Raw genomic sequence first — 16,351 nt, 5'->3', positions numbered from 1 at the left:
AGGAGTGCCTTTCTGTGCGGGGAGGGCGGTGTCACTTGTGGGACAGGCGGCGGGCGACGAGGTCCCCCACCGCCTGGATGATCAGGACGAGGACGACGAGCAGCAGCACGGTCGCGACCATGACCTTGGTCTCGAAGCGCTCGTAGCCGTAGGTGACGGCGAGGTTGCCGAGCCCGCCGCCGCCGACCGTGCCGGCCATGGCGGTGTAGCCGATCAGCGCGATCACGGTGACGGTCAGCCCGGACACCAGGCCCGGCCGGGCCTCGCGCAGCAGCACCTTGCCGACGAGCTGCCGGCGGGTCGCGCCCATCGCGTCCGCCGCGGCGATCACGCCGGGGTCGACCTCGCGCAGCGCGATCTCGACGAGCCGGGCGTAGAACGGGATGGCGCCGACGGTCAGCGGGACGATCGCGGCGGCGTTGCCGATGCTGGTGCCGACCACGATCCGGGTGAACGGGATGATCGCCACCATCAGGATCAGGAACGGCAGCGACCGGCCGATGTTGACGACCACGCCGAGGACCTTGTTGACCGGCGGCGCGGGCAGCAGCCCGCCCCGGTCGGTGACCACCAGCAGCACCCCGATCAGCAACCCGAGCACCGCCGTGAACAGCGTCGCGACCAGGGTCATGTACAGGGTCTCCCGGGTGGCCGGCCACAGCAGCGGCATGACCTCGTCCCAGCTCATCGGGTGTCCTCCTCGGCGGGCGCGGGTGCGGGGGCAGGGGCGGGGGCGGGGGCGGGGGACGGCCGCGCCACGGCGGCGGACGTGCGCGTCCGCACCTCGACGGCGAGGCCGGACTCGCGCAGGAACGCCAGCTGCGCGGCGTTCGCCGACGGGTCGCCCGGCAGTTCGAGCTGGAGCCGGCCGACCCGCTCGCCGCCGACCGTCTCGACGGCGCCGCCGAGGATGTTGACGTCCAGCGAGTACTTGCGGGCCAGCGCCGACACGAACGGCTGGTCGGTCGCGCCGCCCACGAACGTCACCTCGACGAGGGTCGTGCCGTCGCGGGGCTCGGCGGCCGGCAGCGGGAACAGCCCGCGCGCCAGCTCGGACCCGGGACGCGCCAGCAGCTCGGTCACCGGCCCGGACTCGGTGAACCGGCCGTCGCGCATCACCGCGGCCGCGTCGCAGATGCGCTTGACCACGTCCATCTCGTGCGTGATCAGCAGGACGGTGAGCCCGAGGCGGCGGTTCAGGTCGCGCAGCAGCTCCAGGATCGAGGCGGTGGTCTCCGGGTCGAGCGCGGAGGTCGCCTCGTCCGACAGCAGCACCTTGGGGCGGCCGGCGAGCGCCCGCGCGATGCCGACGCGCTGCTTCTGCCCGCCGGAGATCTGCGCCGGGTAGGCCTTCGCGTGGCCGGTGAGCCCGACCAGGTCCAGCAGCTCGGCGACGCGGTCGGCGCGCTCGCGGCGCGGGACGCCCATGACCTCCAGCGGGAACGCGACGTTGCCCGCCACCGTGCGGCTCGCGAGCAGGCCGAAGTGCTGGTGGATCATGCCGATGCCCTGGCGGGCGCGGCGCAGCTCGGCGCCGCGCAGCGCGAGCAGGTCGCGCCCGCCGATCACGACGCGGCCCTCGTCCGGGCGGTCCAGCAGGTTGACGCAGCGCAGCAGGGTGCTCTTGCCGGCGCCGCTCGGGCCGAGCACGCCGAAGACCTCGCCTTCGCCGACGGTCAGGTCGACGCCGTCGACGGCGGTCACCTCGCGACCGCGGGCGCGGTGGACCTTCCTGAGTTTTTCGATCTGAATCACAGAGAATCATCCGTGCGGACGGGCGCCGCCCTGGTCGGAGGCGGTGCGGGAGTGGGACGGGGCTGCGCCTGGGCGCAGCCGATCAGATGCTGCGACGCCCGGTCGCGCGGAGGCCGGGCCCGGCACGCCGTGCGGGGCGGCACCGGGCGGGGCGGTTATCCACAGAAAAACTGGCGCCTAGGCGGGGCGGTATCCGAGAGATCGGGTGCCGCCCCGTTCATGTGGGGGGATGCGTGTTGACGTGGTGCTTTGGTCGTGCCGTGGCGGGCGGGCGGTGTTGATCTTGTCTCACTGGTGTGCGCTGGTTGCCGCTGGTGCTGGCTGTTCGCGGGCCATGTGCGGGCCATGGCCCGGGGCGGTTGGTGCTGGTCACTCGCTGAGGGCGCGGTCTATGGCCTTGTTGGCGCGAGTCTCGCTGAGCTGGCGCTCTAGGGGGTTGGTTCCCCAATCGGCCAAAGCGATAAGGACGGTGCCGCATTGGTCGGCGTCGCAGCGTGGATGCCTGGCGGCGGTGTCGAACGTGCGGATGGGCCGGTTCAGGAGGCGTCCGGCTTGGCGTCCTGCGGCGCGTAGGCGCTCGCGCTCGTCGGGCGAGTGGTAGACGGTGCCGGTCTCGCCTGATCGCTTTAGCTGGTCGGCGATGACGGCGGCTAGGTCTTCGCTCATCGGGTCCGTCTCCTCCTCGCGCTGCGGTTCCAGGATGGCGCGGTGTGGGGTTGAGTGCCAAGTGGGCGCGGTGGGGAGCGTGCCGGCGGCTGCCCTCCGTGCTGGGCGGTGGGTGCGTGGGGTGGTGGCGGCTGCCGGTCCAGCGGCACGGGCGGGCGGTGCCGGTGGTGGGTGGTGCTGCGGGCGGTCAGGTGTGGGCGGACGGATGCGGCCTTGCCCGGGGCGGCGGGCCGCTAGCCTTGCGGGGCTCCGGGCGCCCCTGGGGGTGCCGGACATCGGCCGGGGGGCGGCCCGCCGGAGGGGTCCCCGGGCAAGGACGCATCCGGCCGCCGCGCGCTCGTCGGGCCGTCCGGGGGTCTGGAAGGGCGGCACTCCGCTTGGTCTGCGACGGAGCGGTTTAGCGCGCTGACCGGGTCGCACATCTCTTATGGGTAGAGCCCTACGCCGGAGGCGGGTCGTTGTAAGGGGTGGGGGTCGGGGTTGGTTGGGAACGATAGAAGCGAAACTATGCGCGCCTACTGGGGCGTTGAGCGCATAGGTGGCCAAGTGTCGGCTTGCGGTGCGGGGCGCGCGGGTATCACGTGGGGCGGTCCGGGACGGCTGCTCATGGGAGGCGGGGCGATGGCTCGCGTACGGGTGATTTTCCAGGAGGAACAGAACTTCGACGGGACATTGGTTCGGGAGCTGACGGTGGACGCGGCGCGGCTGGTCCTGGTCGGCGCGCAGGGGGAAGCGCTCTGCAACGTGCCGGTGGCGAGCATCCGCAGCATCGACCGGGGCGCGGAAGCGCGTACGGTTCGACTGCGCAACGCTCACCGCAATCACGGGCGGGCCTGGTCGGGGCCGGAGGAAAGCCAGCTCCGCGAGATGTGGGCGGCGGGTACCTCGGTGACCGATCTGACCGAACACTTCGGACGCTCACGCAATGCGATCAACTCGGCGGTCCGGCGCTTGAACCTTCCCCCGCGCGATGGGGAGCAGCCGGCGGGCACCCTGGGCAGTGACATGGCACCCTGACGGATCGCTAGTGCCTGCCGGTCGCGGATCGTGCGCGGGAGGCTGAGAACGGCGGGGATGCTGGTGGAGCGCTGACCCGTCCGGCCGGGTCGCCGGTCGAGCCGGAGCGGCGTTCGGACGGGGACGAGCCGCATGGGGTAGGGGCCCCGTGCGGTCTCGGTCCCCGGATCGGACGCCGGTGACGGCGTCCGATCCGGCGAAGCCGGATCGGACGGGGAAGCGCGAACGCCAGCGGCCCCGCAGGCATCAGCCGACCGCAGCAAGAGAGCGCGCGCCGGAAGGCGCGCGCCCTTGACCTAGTAGGGAAAACCCTCACACACCACTGAGCCCCCGCCGACCACGGCAGCGGGGGCATACAAGCGGGGGGACTACTTCAAGACGGGTCGTACTGACCGCTTCGCACGTCAGCGACGAATGCGGCCCACACGTCCGGGCTGAACGACAGACAACCCGCATCCGGGGCCTTGCTGTCACGTACTCCGATCTTCGCTGCAAGCTCGGCCAGTTCGACGCATTCCCCGGTACCGCCGCTATAGCTGCTCTTACGCCACTTCACCGTGGTTGGCCTAGCCTCCATGTGTGCTCCCTTCGCATGACTAGAGCGTATCTGCCACGAGAGAGCGGACTAGCTCTCGGGTGTCTTTGGGTGAGAGCGCGGCTGCTCGGAGGCGATCGAACGCTTCGCCGTATGTGTCCAGGTCCTGGGGCTCCTCCATGATCAGTGCGCTGTTCATGGTCTCGATGTAGACGGCGCCCATCTCGTTCGGGGCGGGGAAGCTGTAGAGCCAGAACGACCCGACCATAGCCGGGTGCTCTCCAGCGGAGAATGGAAGGATCTGGAGTTCGACGCTGCTCGTCTCGCGCTCCTTGATGAGGCTCTCTAGCTGCGTTTTCATGATCGCCTTGCTTCCAACGACGTGCCGGACCGCCGCTTCGTTGAGGACGACCCAGAGCTGGGGTGCTTCCTTCTCGTCAAGGAGCGCCTGACGAGCTAGACGGATCTCCACACGTTCGTTGACGATCTCCTGTGAGTCGGTAGGGCGCGCCGCACGAATCACAGCGCGTGCGTAGTCAGGCGTCTGGAGCAGACCGGGGATGAGTGCCTGAGAGTAGGTCCGGATCAACGACGCTTCCGTCTCGATGCCGATCATCGTTCGGGTCTCGGTCGGCAAGGTCGCGGTGTAGGACTCCCACCATCCTCGCTCCTTCGAGCGACGTGCCAGCTCTACGAGTTCCCGAACCTGCCGATCATCGTCCACCTCGTAGAGATCTAGAAGCTTCCGGACATCGGCCGCACTGATCCCTATCTGTCGGTTCTCGATGCGCGACAGCTTCGATCCCGGCCAACCAAGTCGCGCCACAGCTTGCGTGATCGACATCCCCGCTTCGGTCCGTATGCGTCGCAGCTCAGCGGCCAGACGTCGCCGTCGCATGGTCGGAGACCCTGCCATGAACACCTCCGTTGGTACAAATTATTCTCGCCGTGCATATTGCAGCGCGCGTGCGATGGGTGCATGCTAACGGCCACAGCCTGCCACGAAGCAAGTGCAGGTTGCAGGCAAAATGCAAACGGCCCCGGTCGGTGGTTGCACACCGGCTCCGGGGCCTTGATCCGACGCAGGAGGTCGGACCCAATGGACGATGGTAGGCCAAATGGGGCGGCGGGACGTCACGGCGCGTCGGTGGCTCCGGTGCCGCTGGTCGCGTGTGTGCTGGCGGCTCCGGCGTCGGCGGGGCTGGTGCGGACGTTGCTGCGGTCGCGGCTGGCGGACTGGGGTCTGTCGCATCGCGCCGATGACGTGGAACTGATCGCGGGCGAACTGCTCGCCAACGCCGCCGAGTACGCGCCGTACCTGGAGATGCGGGTTGAGTTCACGCTGGCGCCGGACGGGGTGCGGCTCGGGGTCTGGGACAGCTCGGACGCGCTGCCGATGGTCAAGCCGCTGGGACCGGTGGACGTGTCGCCGGACGCTGCGGCGCTGGACGAGGGGCACGACGACGGGACGGGCGGTTGGGGCCTGCCGCTCGTGGAGGCGCTGTCGGTCCGGTGCGGGGTGGACCGGACGCCACCTCAAGGCAAGTGGGTGTGGTCAGTGATCGCGTGCTGATTGTGCGCGGAAGTCGAGAGTCGGAAGGTGGGCGATCAATGGTGATCGAGAGTCCGCGTCTGGCGCGGTGTCGTCTGGCGCGTTGCGCGGCGTGGTGGCGGACGGTGCGGGCGCCTGACATGGCGGTGCGGCATCTGGAGCGGCTGGCGCTGGCGTCGGAGCGGCGGGGGTACCGGGGGGTGAAGCTCTACCCGGACCGGTCGTCGGCGCTGCCGATTCCGACGCTGTTGTTCTTCGCGCGGGGGCCGCAGGAGGACGTCTGGATCCTGGCGACGGCGAAGGCCGTTCCGGGTGGCGGGTGGGCGTACTTCGACGTTTCCCGTGACCCGTGGTTCCGGTTCGCGGGGTGCCGGGACGCGGTGGCGGCGGCTGATCGGGTGGCCGCGCTGATGCAGCACGAGATGTACCCGGAGACCTTCCCGGACGTGCGTAAGGAGGCGGCACGGTGAGCGCGGTGAAGAGGACCGCGACGGACACGATGGTCGCAGAGGCAGAACGGCTCGCGAGCCGGGGGGACGTGATCGCCCGGCTGGTCAAGGGGCACCGTGAGCACTTGGACTTGGCGTCTGCGGGGCTGGTGGCGGAGCACTTGTGCGAGTGCCTGGATGGGGTGTGCGCGGCGCTGGTCTCGTTGCAGGCCAGGGTGCAGGAGATCACCGATCGGGAGGGGATCGAGCGGATGGGCCGGTCCACGATGGCCCTGATGGAGGGGGCCGCGCTCAGCCTGGATCTTGGCTGCGACGGGCTGACGGTGGCGCTGCACGTGCTGAGGACCGGCCGCGCGAACCTGCTGAAGGTGGAGAACGGTGATGACCTCTAGCGGTCCGGGGCTGGCGGCGGAGTTGGAGGCGCTGGCCGACCTTGCTCACGACCTCGGGCGTGCGGCCGTAGTGGTGGTGCCGGAGTTGACGCCCGATGAGATGGGGGACGCGGCGCACTGGGTGCAAGAGGTCATCGGGTACATGGGTGAGGTGCTGCGACATGTTGTGGTGCGGGCTGAGGGCCTGCGGCAGGAGTGGGTGGACGGCGAGCGTGCCCGGCCGGGTGAGGCTGCCAGCGAGTCACCGGCGGTCGCGCTGATGGATACGGCGCTGGTGCATCTGGGGATCGGTGAGCACGCCGTGGAGGTGGCGCATCATCTGGTGCTGACCGGGCGCGCGCACCTGTGGGAGGCGCTGGGGCAGCAGGAGCACCCGGAGCGGATGCACAGCCGGTAGGCGCCCTGCGGGCGGGGCATCCATCCGACCCCGAGGAATCACCCCGCCCGTAGGGACCGCCGTTGTCGGACGGCGGTAGAGGGGCGTGCGGGGATAAGGGCCGCGGCGCCATGGTCTCGGTGGTGAGGGTGGGCCGGCGGATATGGCCGCAGGCCACCCCGGAGGGGCGACCGAAGGGAGTTCGGCCGGCGCAGCCGTCCGGGGCAGCTTCCAGCCCGGCCCGTGCAGGGGTGGGCGCCGCTGCCCGGAGCTGGCAGGAAAGGCAAGCAGACTAGGCGAGAGGTGCAAAATGCAGCGTGCCCGTGAGTACGTGCTCCATCCGGCGCGGTCAGTGACGGCAAGGTATCTGCGCGTACGTCGGGAGAGGTACGCGGCCGAAGCGATCCGGCTGTGGTGCAGTGCGGAGGATGGCACACGGTCTAACGGCTACTGGGACATGGGTGAGATCCTGGGGTGGGCTGAGGAAATCGTCCTCTGGGACGGTAGCGGCGAGGTGCCCGCGCAGATAAGCCAGAGGTTGCAGCAGGGTCCCGGCGCGTCGTGACGGGGTGCGGGCGTGGAAGAGGTGACACGCTGACGCGCCTACGGTGGCTCGTGCGGCGCCGGTGTGATGTGGTGGGGTCGGCTGTAGCGGTGCATTAGGAGGCTAGTTGCACATATCACGTGGCCCCTCGGCGGCGGCCTCTGTCGAGCAACCTCGAAGAGATCAGCGTTTTGTTGAGATCGATATCCTTCGGGGGTTCGCCCTGATCGGGATATCGCTGGTCAACACTGTTCAGATCACGAATATGCCGGGTCCTCGTACGCAGCATGACCAGGGCGTCGGCTACTGGCTCTATGAGACGCTTCTACATCAGCGATTCTTCCCCATTTTCTCTCTACTGTTCGGCGTGAGCTTCGGGATATTCCTCCAGAAGGCGCGGAGCCGGACGCAGTACCCGCGCCTTACGATGGTGACTCGGCTGGGCTTCCTGATTCTTTTCGGTGCACTGGACCGTACCCTTCAGCCCGACGAGGTTCTCCTTCCGTATGGGGTGGTCGGAATCGCCGCACTGCTTCCGGCTTCCTTCTTTCCGATGTGGCCGGTGCTCGCCGCTGGGACCGGTCTAACTGTAGGTGCGGCAGTGCTGCACGGCGGGGTACTTCTCATCCCTGGCGCTTTTCTGCTCGGCCTTGGCCTGCAAAAGTCGGGATTGGAAATAGTGCTCGGGTTGAGTAGCTCACTTGCGGTGTCGTTGCTCGCTGCATGTTCAGTTGTTGCCGTTGGGCTGAACTTCTTGCAGGTGTCGACAAGTATTTCCTCGGATGGCGCCTTGGCTGCATTCGGAGGTCTGGCGACTGCTTCCGCGTATGTCCTGGGCGTTATCGTTCTACTGCGCACTCGTGCACGCCGAGCGCTGTACGCGTTGGCGCCAACGGGGCGGATGGCACTGACAAGTTATGTCGGCGCGGCCGTACTGATTCACGCTGCCGACTACTTGACGAAGCTGAACGCCTCCGCGAATTACTGGCTGGCATTCGCCGTGGGGTTCGGGGTCTTCCTGGTTGAGTTCTCGTTCAGCTGGATGTGGCTCAAACATGCAGTGTACGGCCCGCTTGAGTGGGTTTGGCGGTGCCTGACCTGGTGGTCGGTTATTCCTAACTCGCGCCGCTCGCGCGCAGTGTTCCCACGCCTCGACCGTGAGCCGAATGGTATTGATACGTGAGCACGTGCGGGGCTTTGTAGGTAAGAGTGATGAGTACCTCTTTGGTGCAGTTTCCCCGTGTGATCTGTTCTCGCACCACTATGCTAGAGGCAGTGGCGGACACGAGCCTGAGGTTTCCGTGGCAGGTAGGAGTCGAATAGTCACTTTCGCCGACCTTCCCTGCGAGATAACCGGAATTAATCGTCAGTGCTGCGGAAAACGTGACGGTTTCGTCGTCGTCATAGTCAGTTATCACGCCACTCCACTGCCCGATGAAGTTGGGGGCAACATCGGTTTTGGGCGTGGGATCGATAGGCGGCGCACTGGTTGGCTGGCTCTGTTGCTGGGAAATGCTCGGTGTGGCTTTGGCCGCTGAGGGCGATTGGCGACTGTGCGGCTCGTCTGATTGAGTTGCGGGAAGAGCGATCCACGCCACAAGCGCAATGGAAATGGCGATGGCGCCGAGAGCGGCGGCTCTCACAAGAGGGCGACTTGTGCGGGGGCGGCCTGATGCGGGGGCCTCGCTGATATCTGGTGGGGTTTGGTGCGGCGGCAGGCCGGGTGTGAGGAGTGGGACCGAATCGGCGGCGCGGCCGGTCAGGTGGGTGAGTAGCTCGGGCACTGACGGCCGGTCTTCCGGGGCTGGGCTGAGGGCCTGCTCAACGAGCGGGCGAACCTCGGGATCTAGATCGCGCACGCTTGACGTTGAATGATCGGGTTCGCGGCCCGTACCCGCGTACGCAATCAGACAACCCCACGAGTAGACGTCGGATGCCGGGGTGACCGCCCCGCCCGTGAGCAGCTCCGGGGCGCGGTAGGCCGGAGTGCCTATCGGTTGGCCAGATTGCGTTAGTTCGCTTTGTGATGAAGCTTTCGCGATTCCGAAATCTATGACCCGTGGGCCTACGCCGGAAAGAACAATGTTGGAGGGCTTCAAGTCACGGTGCACTATTCCGATGTCGTGAATGGCGGCTAGCGCGGTGGCTACGCCGACGGCCAACCCGGCAAGGTCGGAACCCTGTAGGGGGCCTGCGTTGGATACAGCCTCATCAAGCGTTGGTCCCGGTATGTACTCGGTGACGATATAAAGAGGGTCGCCGTCTAGGGATGCGTCGATTACCGGTGCGGTGCAGAAAGGGCGTACTTTGCGGGCCGCGTCGACTTCTCGACGGAACCGCTGATGAAAGTGCGGGTTTCTGGCGAGGGCAGGGTTAATGACCTTGACGGCGACTTGGCGGCCGGTGTGGTCCTGGCCGAGGTAGACCGTGCCCATGCCGCCCTGGCCGAGACGTCCTAGCAGGCGGTACGAGCCGAGTTCGAGTGGATCGCCAGGTTGCAACCGGTCTGGCATGCAGTAGGTCTCCGGTGATCGCTGGGATGGACGCAACAGAGCATACGCGGAAGCGGCGACATCGCGGACGGGAAAGGGCTGCGGCTTCCCCCTTGTCGGCGGCATGGGCGGGGCCGGCGGAATGGCGTAGCCACCCCGGAGGGGCGACCGTAGGGAGTTCGGCCGGCGCCGGTGCGGCAATTCCAGCTTCACCCCCAACTGCCTGGGAAGCCGCTGCACGGCGGGCAGCCTAGGCGACAGGGTGGCCTTCGACGGTAAGCCGCGTGGTACGCGCAGGCCACACGCTGACGGTGAAGCTCAGCGGCTGGTTTGCGTGCAAGTACGTGGTGGCGCGGGTGAGCACGATGTCATTGCTCGGCAGGCGGAGGGCATACGCCTCATAGCTGTCCGGATGCCGGGCCTCAACTTGGCTCGTGGCGGTAGTGACCTGCTCGCCTGAGTAGCGAGAAAGAAGCTGCGGCCACGTTTCAGTCAGGGCTTCGGGCTGAGACAGGGCTCCCTGATCGCTGTAGGGGAGGAATGCCGTCCAAAGCTCGATGGGCGTCATGCCGGTGCTGTCGGCGAGGACATGACGACGAACCAGTACGGGTGTTCCCGGCTCCGAAAGACCAAGCGCATGGGCGACGTCGGCGGGTGCCGGTTCGGCTCGCACGCGCACGTCGATCACTGTTGCAAGGACGTCGGGGATCGATCCGCCAACAGGGACGGTGTGCTGCGGGCGAGGGAGCCCCGGAGATTGCTGCCACTGAGGGGTTACCGGCTGCGCCGCTCCCTCGGGTGGTGTGTTGGCGGGCGCGTTCGGGTCTACCTCGGTCGGGGCCTGCGCCTCTCTGAGGACGTCCCCGAGTTTGTACTGGGCGTCGTGGCCTGTCGTGGCGATGTAACCGCGAGTGCCCTGGGAGATAGCCCATCCACCGGAGGCGAGTTCGGCAAGGACTCTCCGGCTGGTGGTCGTGGAGACGCTGTATCGCTGCTGGATCTGGGCGTTGGATGGCAGCAGCGAGCCCGGCGGGTACTGACCGGACAGGATGCCCCGAACGATCTCATCGTGGATGCCGCGCCACAGGTGCGTCGTGTCGGTGGTCCCTGAGCTTTGCTCTGACGGCTGGCCCAATGCGGCCACCTCCTTGGCTTGACACGGTTGCCTGAGCTGCGATTTCTCCGACTCCATCAACCATAGCGCGCCTAGGTTTGCGCGCCTAGGTTTGCGTTCTGGTCGCGCGTGGCACAACTTGGTGCACATAGCGTGGTGCATAGGGCGCCAAGCACGGTGTGGAGGTGCACGTGGAGTTCCGGATCGAGATGGACAAGCTCATGTTCATCGTGGCGGACGCGCCGGAGCAGCGGCGGGACTTCGAGACGAAGTCGCTGCGGACCAACGACGACGGGGAGCCGCTGTTCACGGCGCGGCTGCTGGTGATGGACGGGCTGGGCAGCGCGCCGATCAAGGTCGGTCTGATCGGTGACCCGGGCCTGAGCCAGGGGACGTTCGTGCGGCCGGTGGGCCTGGTGCTCAACGCCATCGACCGCAAGGGCGACAGCGTGCAGTGGTGGACGGCGGAGCGGCTGGAGGCGGTGGCGATGCCGGGCGGCCCGGCGGGCGGCTCGGCGGCGTCGGGCAAGTCGGCGGGGAAGGCGGGCGAGTGATGGCGGGCTGGCTGGATCGGCTGCGGGGCTCGGCGGTGGAACTGCCCTCGGACGCGGTGGCGGCGGCGGGTGCGGTGGACCCGTGGCCGTACGGCGAGTGCTCGTACGTGCTCACCTTGGCGGCGACGGGGCCGCTCCGGGTCGCCTACTCGCTGACCGAACCGGCGGGGCCGTCGTGGCTGCGGCTGGTCGAGGTGTCGGAGCGGCGGCGGCGTCGGGTGCTGGGTGCGGCGCTGATGTCGGGGGCGCTGGCGGGTGCGGGCCTGGCGGACGGTCGCCCGGTCGGCGGGCCGGGGCCGGTGTCGGCGCACGGCTGGGTGCACGTGGGCGGGTACTCCCGTTCGGCGTGGGTCCCGCTGGGCGCGGACCGTGGTGTGGGCGGGGTGCTGCTGGCGGACATGCTGGCGGACCTGGTGCCGCGCGGGACATGGCGAGAGCTGGACACGCGGCGGTGCGAGGCGTGGGCGGCGTGGGCGCAGCGGACGGGATCGGTCCCGCAGGTTCGGACGGCGGGCATGGAGCAGACGCGCCGCGACTGGCGCGAGGCTCCGGCGGCCGGGCCGGAGGGGCTGCCGGGGATCCGGCACGGCGGCGGTCTGGGCGGTGCGTGGTGACCCGTCCTGAGCGCGGGTCGAGCGTCCAGGCGCCCGGACAGATCGGCCTTCCTCCGGTTCTCCAGCGGCCGGACCTTCCGGTTCGGGCTCGGCTCACGGCGGGCTCGGCGGTCACGCTCTGGATTGTCCGGCCTAGCTGGCTGTGGCGGCGTGAGCTGGCGGCGCTGGCCGTGCTGGTGGCCGTGGCGGTGGCGGGCTGGCTGGCGCGGGGCTGGCTCGGCGGGCTGCTGGCGGCGGGCTGGCTGGCGTCGTCGGTCGCGCTGATCCCATGGACGCGTCATCGGGCCGTGCGGGTCTGGCGGCGGGGTCGGCTGCGGCGGCACTGGGACCGCGCGTGCCGTTACGCCTCGTTGACCACGGTGAACGACCGTATCCCGCGCATCCGGAAGGCGCGGACGGTCCCGGCCGGTGACCGACTTCTGGTGCGGGTGCCGCGCGGCGCGACGGTCGGTGAGCTGGAAGCCGAAGCGGAGCGGGTGGCGGCCGTGCTGCGGGTGCGTGAGGTGCGGGTGGTGCGTGACCTGGACCGTGCGGACTTCGCTTACGTCGACGTGGTGCGGCGGGACCCGTTCGCCAACCCTCGCGACCCGAACGTCTCGGACCCGATCCCGTGGCCGTGGGTCGGTGGCGGGCAACGCAGCCTGCGGGACCCGATCCCGGTCGCGGTGGATGACATGGGTGATGAGATCACGATGCGGCTGGAGGGCAAGAACATCCTTCTGGGCGGTGAGCCTGAGGCGGGCAAGTCGGCGGCGCTGTCGCTGCTGCTGGCGGCGGCGGCCCTGGATCCGACCTGCGAGATCTGGGGTTTCGACGCCAAGCGCGTGGAACTGGCGATGTGGCGGCCGGTGATGACGCGGCTGGTCACCAACGACACCGACGAAGCGATCTCCACCATGGAAGACCTGATCAAGGAAATGGACAGGAGGTACGAACTACTGGAATCGGCGGGGCGGCGGGTGCTGGCTCCGCAGGACGCGCCGATCATCCTGATGCCGGTGGATGAGCTGCGGTTCTTCACCGCGCACACTGACAAGAAGGCGGCGCGGCACTTCAACTCGTTGGCTGTGGATCTGGTCGCGCGGGGCCGGGCGGCCCGGATCATCGCGGCGTTGGCCACGCAGAAGCCGTCATCGGATGTGGTGCCCACGTCGTTGCGTGACCTGGTGGCGCTGCGGTGGGGAATGCGGTGCAACACCCGCGACGCCTCCGACACGATCATGGGCGCCGGGATGGCGAGCAACGGTTTCGACTGCTCCGACATCGACCGGCGGACACGCGGGGTCGGGTTGCTGCATGCGGAAGGCAGCATGCCGCGACGCTGCAAGTCCTACTACCTGGACGACAACGAGATCCGCGACATCGTGGCGCGTGGTGCGGCGCTGCGTCGGCTGACGGCCGGTGACGGCTGGGTCTGACCCGGCGGCCGGTTCTTCTTCTCTCCTTCTTCAACCCTCTGGGGGCCTCGCGTGGCGGGGTTGGCGGCAGCGTGCCCGGCTGCGTGGGGTCCCCTCTCTCGATGGGAGCGGCAAGTGACGATCTCGAAAGAGCTGGTGGAACGGGTGTGCCCGTGCGCGGCGGCGGTGGCGGGGCGGGTGTATCCGCTGGCGTCGCCTCCGGCCGGGGCGGAGGGGCACGCGTGGGTGGACCTGGTGCGCGAAGTGGCGGACCTGTTGTGGGCGTTCGAGCTTCCTACGGTCGAGCCCGACTCGGCGGACTGGTATGCGCTGTCGTGGTGCTTGCACCGGTTCGTGTATGGGCATCAGGCGCGGGGCCGTCACGGGCTGGACCCGGGCGCGGGTGTGGACCCGGCGGCGGGGACCGGTACGGGTGGTGCGGCGTGAGTAGCCGGCGGACTGACCGCAGGTCACCCCGGAGGGGCGTAGGTCTGCCGTCCACGGTCCCCGCGCGGGTGGACCTGGCGGGCCGCACGGCGGGCAGTGTGCCGGGCGGGGTGCCGGGCGGGGTGCTGGCGGGGATGCTGGCGCGGGTCGCGGACGCGGACAAGTGGCGGGCGTGGTCGCGTCAGGTGGCGCACACGGGGCACTGTGCGCGGCCGGTGCGGGTGACCGGTGGCGCGATGGCGGTGGACGGTCGGACGGGCGAGGTTCGGGCGGAGTGGTCGAGCACGGGCGAGCCGGACGGCGCGCTTCTGCTCGCGTGCGGTGACCGGCGGGCGGCGATCTGCCCGTCCTGTGCGGAGACGTACCGGCGCGACACGTGGCATCTGGTCTCGGCGGGCCTGCGGGGCCGGGATGCTGCCCTGCCGGACGGGGTGGATGCGGTCCCGGCGAGCGTGGGCACGCACCCGGCGGTGCTGGCGACGTTCACGGCGCCGTCCTTCGGGGCGGTGCATCGGGCGACGGCTGATGGGCCGTGCCGGGTGCGGCGGGGGCCGCTGGTCTGCGAGCACGCCATGCGGTCATGGTGCGACGCGCGGCACGCTGCGGACGATCCAATCGTGGGGCGTCCGCTGTGCTGGGACTGCTACCGGTATGACGCTCACGTGCTGTGGCACGCGGCCGTGCCGGAGCTGTGGCGGCGGACGATGATCTACGTTTACCGGGCGTTGGCGCGGATCGGGTCGGAGCGGTCCGGGGTGCCGGTTTCGGTGCGGGCGGTGCGGTCGGTCGTGCGGGTGAGCTACGTCAAGGTGGCGGAGTATCAGCGGCGCGGGGCGGTGCACCTGCACGCGGTGATCCGTCTGGATGGGGTGGCGGACGGGGACCGGTCGGCGACGGTGGCTCCTCCGGGCTGGGCGGACGTGACCGCGCTGGCGGACGCGATCCGTGATGCTGCGGGGCGGGTGGCGGTGCCGTGCCCGGTGCCGGGGATCGCGGCGGCGCGGTGGGGCGCGCAACTGGACGTCGCCCCGATCGCGGACCCGGCGCGTGCGGCGGGCTACCTGGCCAAGTACGCGACCAAGACGGCTTCGGACACCTTCGCCGGGCTGCCTCCGCGCCGGTTCGGGCTGCGGTCGGTCCCGGCCGTGAGCCGTCGCGTGAACAACCCGCACGTGGGGTTGCTGGTGGCGGCGTGCTTCCGGTTGGCGCGGCGGCCGGAGTGCGCGGGCCTGCGGCTGGCCGAACACGTTCACGCGCTCGGCTTCGCGGGGCACTTCGCGACCAAGAGCCGGTGGTACTCGGTGACGCGGGGGACGTTGCGGGCGGTGCGGCGGGCGTGGCGGACCCGGAATCGGCGGGACTCCGATCCGTGGGCGGAGGCTGAGCGCGGGGGCGGCGGGGCCGTGCTGGTGCGTGACTGGCGGTACCTCGGTACGGGCTGGGCGCGGCTGGGTGACGCTGACCTCGCGGCGACGCTGGCACGCGACCATGCGGCGGCGCGAGATGCGGCGGACCTGGCCGTGACGGCTCGCCCGCCCGACCGCGACGGGGACGGGGGCCGCGATGACTGACGCGGTGGTGATGCTGGCGGCGCTGGCGGCGGTGCCGATCCTGCTGCGCATCGGCTTGGGTGGCGGGGGCGGCAGCCGGTCTACGGTCCGTATCCGGTGGCGGGTGCCGCTGCGGGACCGCTTCCCGCGGCTGTGGTGGTCGGGCGTGGTCCTGGGCGCGGTGCTGCTGGGCGTGGGCTGGCTGGCGTCCTCGTGCGGGTGGTGGTCGCCGTGACCGGTCCCCGGGAGAGTCGCGGGGTGCTGTCCGGGCTGGTAGACCTGCGGTTCCGTCGCTTCGTCACGCCCCGCCTGATCAGCGTGCTGTATGTGGTCGCCTCGCTGTGCGTGGCCTTCTGGGCGCTGTGGGCGCTGCTGCTGGTGTGGGGTCTGTCCACCTGGATGGGCGGCGGCTGGTGGTGGTGCGCGCCCGTCATCATCGCGGCGGGAATCGCGGGGGTCTTGGTCGTCCGGATCGGCTGCGAATGGGTGCTCATGGCGTTCACGCGTGGGCGTCCGGTCGAACCGGCCCGTCCCGTGCCGCCGGGGCCGACGCGGGCGGAGTCCAGGCGGGCGGCGGCGCGGCCGGTGCAGCCTCCGGCGGGGCCTGAGGCATGGCAGCGTCCCCCGGGTCCGGCTACGGGACCGCAGAGCTACCCGCGATGAGCGGCGGCCCTGCCCGTGCGTGGTTCAGCCTGCGGGACGGCGCGCACCACGCGGGGGCAGGGCCGCACAGGGAAGCAAGAGTGCCGCGTAGCGGCTCCTTGTTAAGGGTGGTGGGTGGGGGCTTGTGGGATGGCGCCGGCCAAACCGCAGGCCGATCACTGACCGTAACCACCCGCCTGGATGTCGAAAGTCAAGGGCTATGCGCTGACATTATCGGCTGCAAATTGGCCGGTT

General features: G+C 69.6%; 20 protein-coding genes. 13 read left to right on the top strand and 7 right to left on the bottom strand.

The window, feature by feature from the left end; genetic code table 11:
- Positions 1 to 31: 31 nt before the first annotated feature.
- From J4709_RS16885 to J4709_RS16875, 3 genes are all read right to left on the bottom strand, one after another.
- Positions 32 to 688 (bottom strand): methionine ABC transporter permease, encoded by a 657-nt coding sequence (locus tag J4709_RS16885; protein WP_208241772.1) that lies wholly within the window; start codon positions 686 to 688, stop codon positions 32 to 34.
- Positions 685 to 1,755, bottom strand: a complete 1,071-nt coding sequence (locus tag J4709_RS16880; protein ID WP_208241770.1) for a methionine ABC transporter ATP-binding protein — start codon at positions 1,753 to 1,755, stop codon at positions 685 to 687. The genes J4709_RS16885 and J4709_RS16880 overlap by 4 nt, the downstream gene beginning before the upstream one ends.
- A 369-nt stretch (positions 1,756 to 2,124) precedes the next feature.
- Positions 2,125 to 2,421, bottom strand: a complete 297-nt coding sequence (locus J4709_RS16875) for a hypothetical protein (protein ID WP_208241768.1) — start codon at positions 2,419 to 2,421, stop codon at positions 2,125 to 2,127.
- A 621-nt stretch (positions 2,422 to 3,042) separates the two neighbouring features.
- Here J4709_RS16875 and J4709_RS16870 point away from each other — a divergent pair.
- Positions 3,043 to 3,438, top strand: a complete 396-nt coding sequence (locus J4709_RS16870) for a hypothetical protein (protein WP_208241767.1) — start codon at positions 3,043 to 3,045, stop codon at positions 3,436 to 3,438.
- A gap of 373 nt (positions 3,439 to 3,811) precedes the next feature.
- Here the strand turns inward: J4709_RS16870 and J4709_RS16865 are convergent, their stop codons facing one another.
- Entirely contained in the window at positions 3,812 to 4,015 is a 204-nt protein-coding gene (locus J4709_RS16865; protein ID WP_208241765.1) for a DUF397 domain-containing protein, read from the bottom strand.
- A 19-nt stretch (positions 4,016 to 4,034) separates the two neighbouring features.
- Complete coding sequence (locus J4709_RS16860) at positions 4,035 to 4,871, bottom strand: helix-turn-helix domain-containing protein (RefSeq protein ID WP_208241763.1); 837 nt, start codon at positions 4,869 to 4,871, stop codon at positions 4,035 to 4,037.
- Positions 4,872 to 5,120: 249 nt separating this feature from the next.
- On the opposite strand from J4709_RS16860, the gene J4709_RS16855 reads away from it, so the two are divergent.
- The 5 genes from J4709_RS16855 to J4709_RS16835 all read left to right on the top strand — a co-directional run bounded on the left by J4709_RS16855 (position 5,121) and on the right by J4709_RS16835 (position 8,469).
- Entirely contained in the window at positions 5,121 to 5,546 is a 426-nt protein-coding gene (locus J4709_RS16855; protein WP_208241761.1) for an ATP-binding protein, read from the top strand.
- Between the two features lie 104 nt (positions 5,547 to 5,650).
- Positions 5,651 to 5,995 carry a hypothetical protein gene (locus tag J4709_RS16850; RefSeq protein ID WP_208241759.1) on the top strand — a complete coding sequence of 115 codons (345 nt, stop codon included), beginning with the start codon at positions 5,651 to 5,653 and terminating at the stop codon, positions 5,993 to 5,995.
- Complete coding sequence (locus J4709_RS16845) at positions 5,992 to 6,366, top strand: hypothetical protein (RefSeq protein WP_208241756.1); 375 nt, start codon at positions 5,992 to 5,994, stop codon at positions 6,364 to 6,366. Before J4709_RS16850 ends, J4709_RS16845 begins: the two co-directional genes overlap by 4 nt.
- The gene (locus tag J4709_RS16840) at positions 6,353 to 6,763 is read left to right on the top strand and encodes a hypothetical protein (RefSeq protein ID WP_208241754.1); all 411 of its coding nucleotides are present in this window, start codon (positions 6,353 to 6,355) and stop codon (positions 6,761 to 6,763) included. Before J4709_RS16845 ends, J4709_RS16840 begins: the two co-directional genes overlap by 14 nt.
- 650 nt (positions 6,764 to 7,413) lie before the next feature.
- A complete protein-coding gene (locus J4709_RS16835) occupies positions 7,414 to 8,469 on the top strand; it encodes a DUF418 domain-containing protein (protein ID WP_208241752.1) in 1,056 nt (351 codons plus the stop codon).
- On the opposite strand, the gene J4709_RS16830 is transcribed toward J4709_RS16835, so the two are convergent.
- A complete protein-coding gene (locus J4709_RS16830; RefSeq protein ID WP_208241750.1) occupies positions 8,402 to 9,799 on the bottom strand; it encodes a serine/threonine-protein kinase in 1,398 nt (465 codons plus the stop codon). The two genes, J4709_RS16835 and J4709_RS16830, sit on opposite strands and share 68 nt — an antisense overlap.
- Before the next feature lie 229 nt (positions 9,800 to 10,028).
- The gene (locus J4709_RS16825; protein ID WP_208241748.1) at positions 10,029 to 10,970 is read right to left on the bottom strand and encodes a GntR family transcriptional regulator; all 942 of its coding nucleotides are present in this window, start codon (positions 10,968 to 10,970) and stop codon (positions 10,029 to 10,031) included.
- Between the two features lie 113 nt (positions 10,971 to 11,083).
- Between J4709_RS16825 and J4709_RS16820 the strand changes: the two genes are divergently transcribed.
- From J4709_RS16820 to J4709_RS16790, 7 genes are all read left to right on the top strand, one after another.
- Positions 11,084 to 11,446 (top strand): hypothetical protein, encoded by a 363-nt coding sequence (locus J4709_RS16820; protein ID WP_208241746.1) that lies wholly within the window; start codon positions 11,084 to 11,086, stop codon positions 11,444 to 11,446.
- On the top strand, positions 11,446 to 12,060 hold the full coding sequence (locus J4709_RS16815) for a hypothetical protein (RefSeq protein WP_208241744.1): 615 nt from the start codon (positions 11,446 to 11,448) through the stop codon (positions 12,058 to 12,060). The genes J4709_RS16820 and J4709_RS16815 overlap by 1 nt, the downstream gene beginning before the upstream one ends.
- The gene (locus J4709_RS55600) at positions 12,057 to 13,478 is read left to right on the top strand and encodes an FtsK/SpoIIIE domain-containing protein (RefSeq protein WP_208241742.1); all 1,422 of its coding nucleotides are present in this window, start codon (positions 12,057 to 12,059) and stop codon (positions 13,476 to 13,478) included. The genes J4709_RS16815 and J4709_RS55600 overlap by 4 nt, the downstream gene beginning before the upstream one ends.
- A 114-nt stretch (positions 13,479 to 13,592) precedes the next feature.
- Complete coding sequence (locus J4709_RS16805; protein WP_208241740.1) at positions 13,593 to 13,904, top strand: hypothetical protein; 312 nt, start codon at positions 13,593 to 13,595, stop codon at positions 13,902 to 13,904.
- A gap of 68 nt (positions 13,905 to 13,972) precedes the next feature.
- Positions 13,973 to 15,475: a replication initiator gene (locus J4709_RS16800; RefSeq protein ID WP_208241738.1), complete on the top strand. Its 1,503-nt coding sequence runs from the start codon at positions 13,973 to 13,975 to the stop codon at positions 15,473 to 15,475.
- Positions 15,468 to 15,689, top strand: a complete 222-nt coding sequence (locus J4709_RS16795; RefSeq protein WP_208241736.1) for a hypothetical protein — start codon at positions 15,468 to 15,470, stop codon at positions 15,687 to 15,689. The genes J4709_RS16800 and J4709_RS16795 overlap by 8 nt, the downstream gene beginning before the upstream one ends.
- Entirely contained in the window at positions 15,686 to 16,117 is a 432-nt protein-coding gene (locus J4709_RS16790; RefSeq protein ID WP_208241734.1) for a DUF4282 domain-containing protein, read from the top strand. The genes J4709_RS16795 and J4709_RS16790 overlap by 4 nt, the downstream gene beginning before the upstream one ends.
- The last annotated feature ends 234 nt before the right edge of the window (positions 16,118 to 16,351 follow it).

The sequence above is a fragment of the Actinomadura violacea genome (assembly GCF_017573465.1).
Lineage (GTDB): Bacteria > Actinomycetota > Actinomycetes > Streptosporangiales > Streptosporangiaceae > Spirillospora > Spirillospora violacea.
The sequence above is the reverse complement of the archived record's forward strand: the minus strand, read 5'-3'. Positions and strand labels throughout refer to the sequence as shown.

Excerpts from the sequence above, each read along its gene's own strand:
- J4709_RS16885 (WP_208241772.1), bottom strand. The coding sequence starts at position 688 with ATGAGCTGGGACGAGGTCATGCCGCTGCTGTGGCCGGCCACCCGGGAG.
- J4709_RS16815 (WP_208241744.1), top strand. The coding sequence starts at position 11,446 with ATGGCGGGCTGGCTGGATCGGCTGCGGGGCTCGGCGGTGGAACTGCCC.
- J4709_RS16795 (WP_208241736.1), top strand. The coding sequence starts at position 15,468 with ATGACTGACGCGGTGGTGATGCTGGCGGCGCTGGCGGCGGTGCCGATC.
- J4709_RS16870 (WP_208241767.1), top strand. The coding sequence starts at position 3,043 with ATGGCTCGCGTACGGGTGATTTTCCAGGAGGAACAGAACTTCGACGGG.
- J4709_RS16875 (WP_208241768.1), bottom strand. The coding sequence starts at position 2,421 with ATGAGCGAAGACCTAGCCGCCGTCATCGCCGACCAGCTAAAGCGATCA.
- J4709_RS16865 (WP_208241765.1), bottom strand. The coding sequence starts at position 4,015 with ATGGAGGCTAGGCCAACCACGGTGAAGTGGCGTAAGAGCAGCTATAGC.
- J4709_RS16825 (WP_208241748.1), bottom strand. The coding sequence starts at position 10,970 with ATGGAGTCGGAGAAATCGCAGCTCAGGCAACCGTGTCAAGCCAAGGAG.
- J4709_RS16830 (WP_208241750.1), bottom strand. The coding sequence starts at position 9,799 with ATGCCAGACCGGTTGCAACCTGGCGATCCACTCGAACTCGGCTCGTAC.
- J4709_RS16860 (WP_208241763.1), bottom strand. The coding sequence starts at position 4,871 with ATGCGACGGCGACGTCTGGCCGCTGAGCTGCGACGCATACGGACCGAA.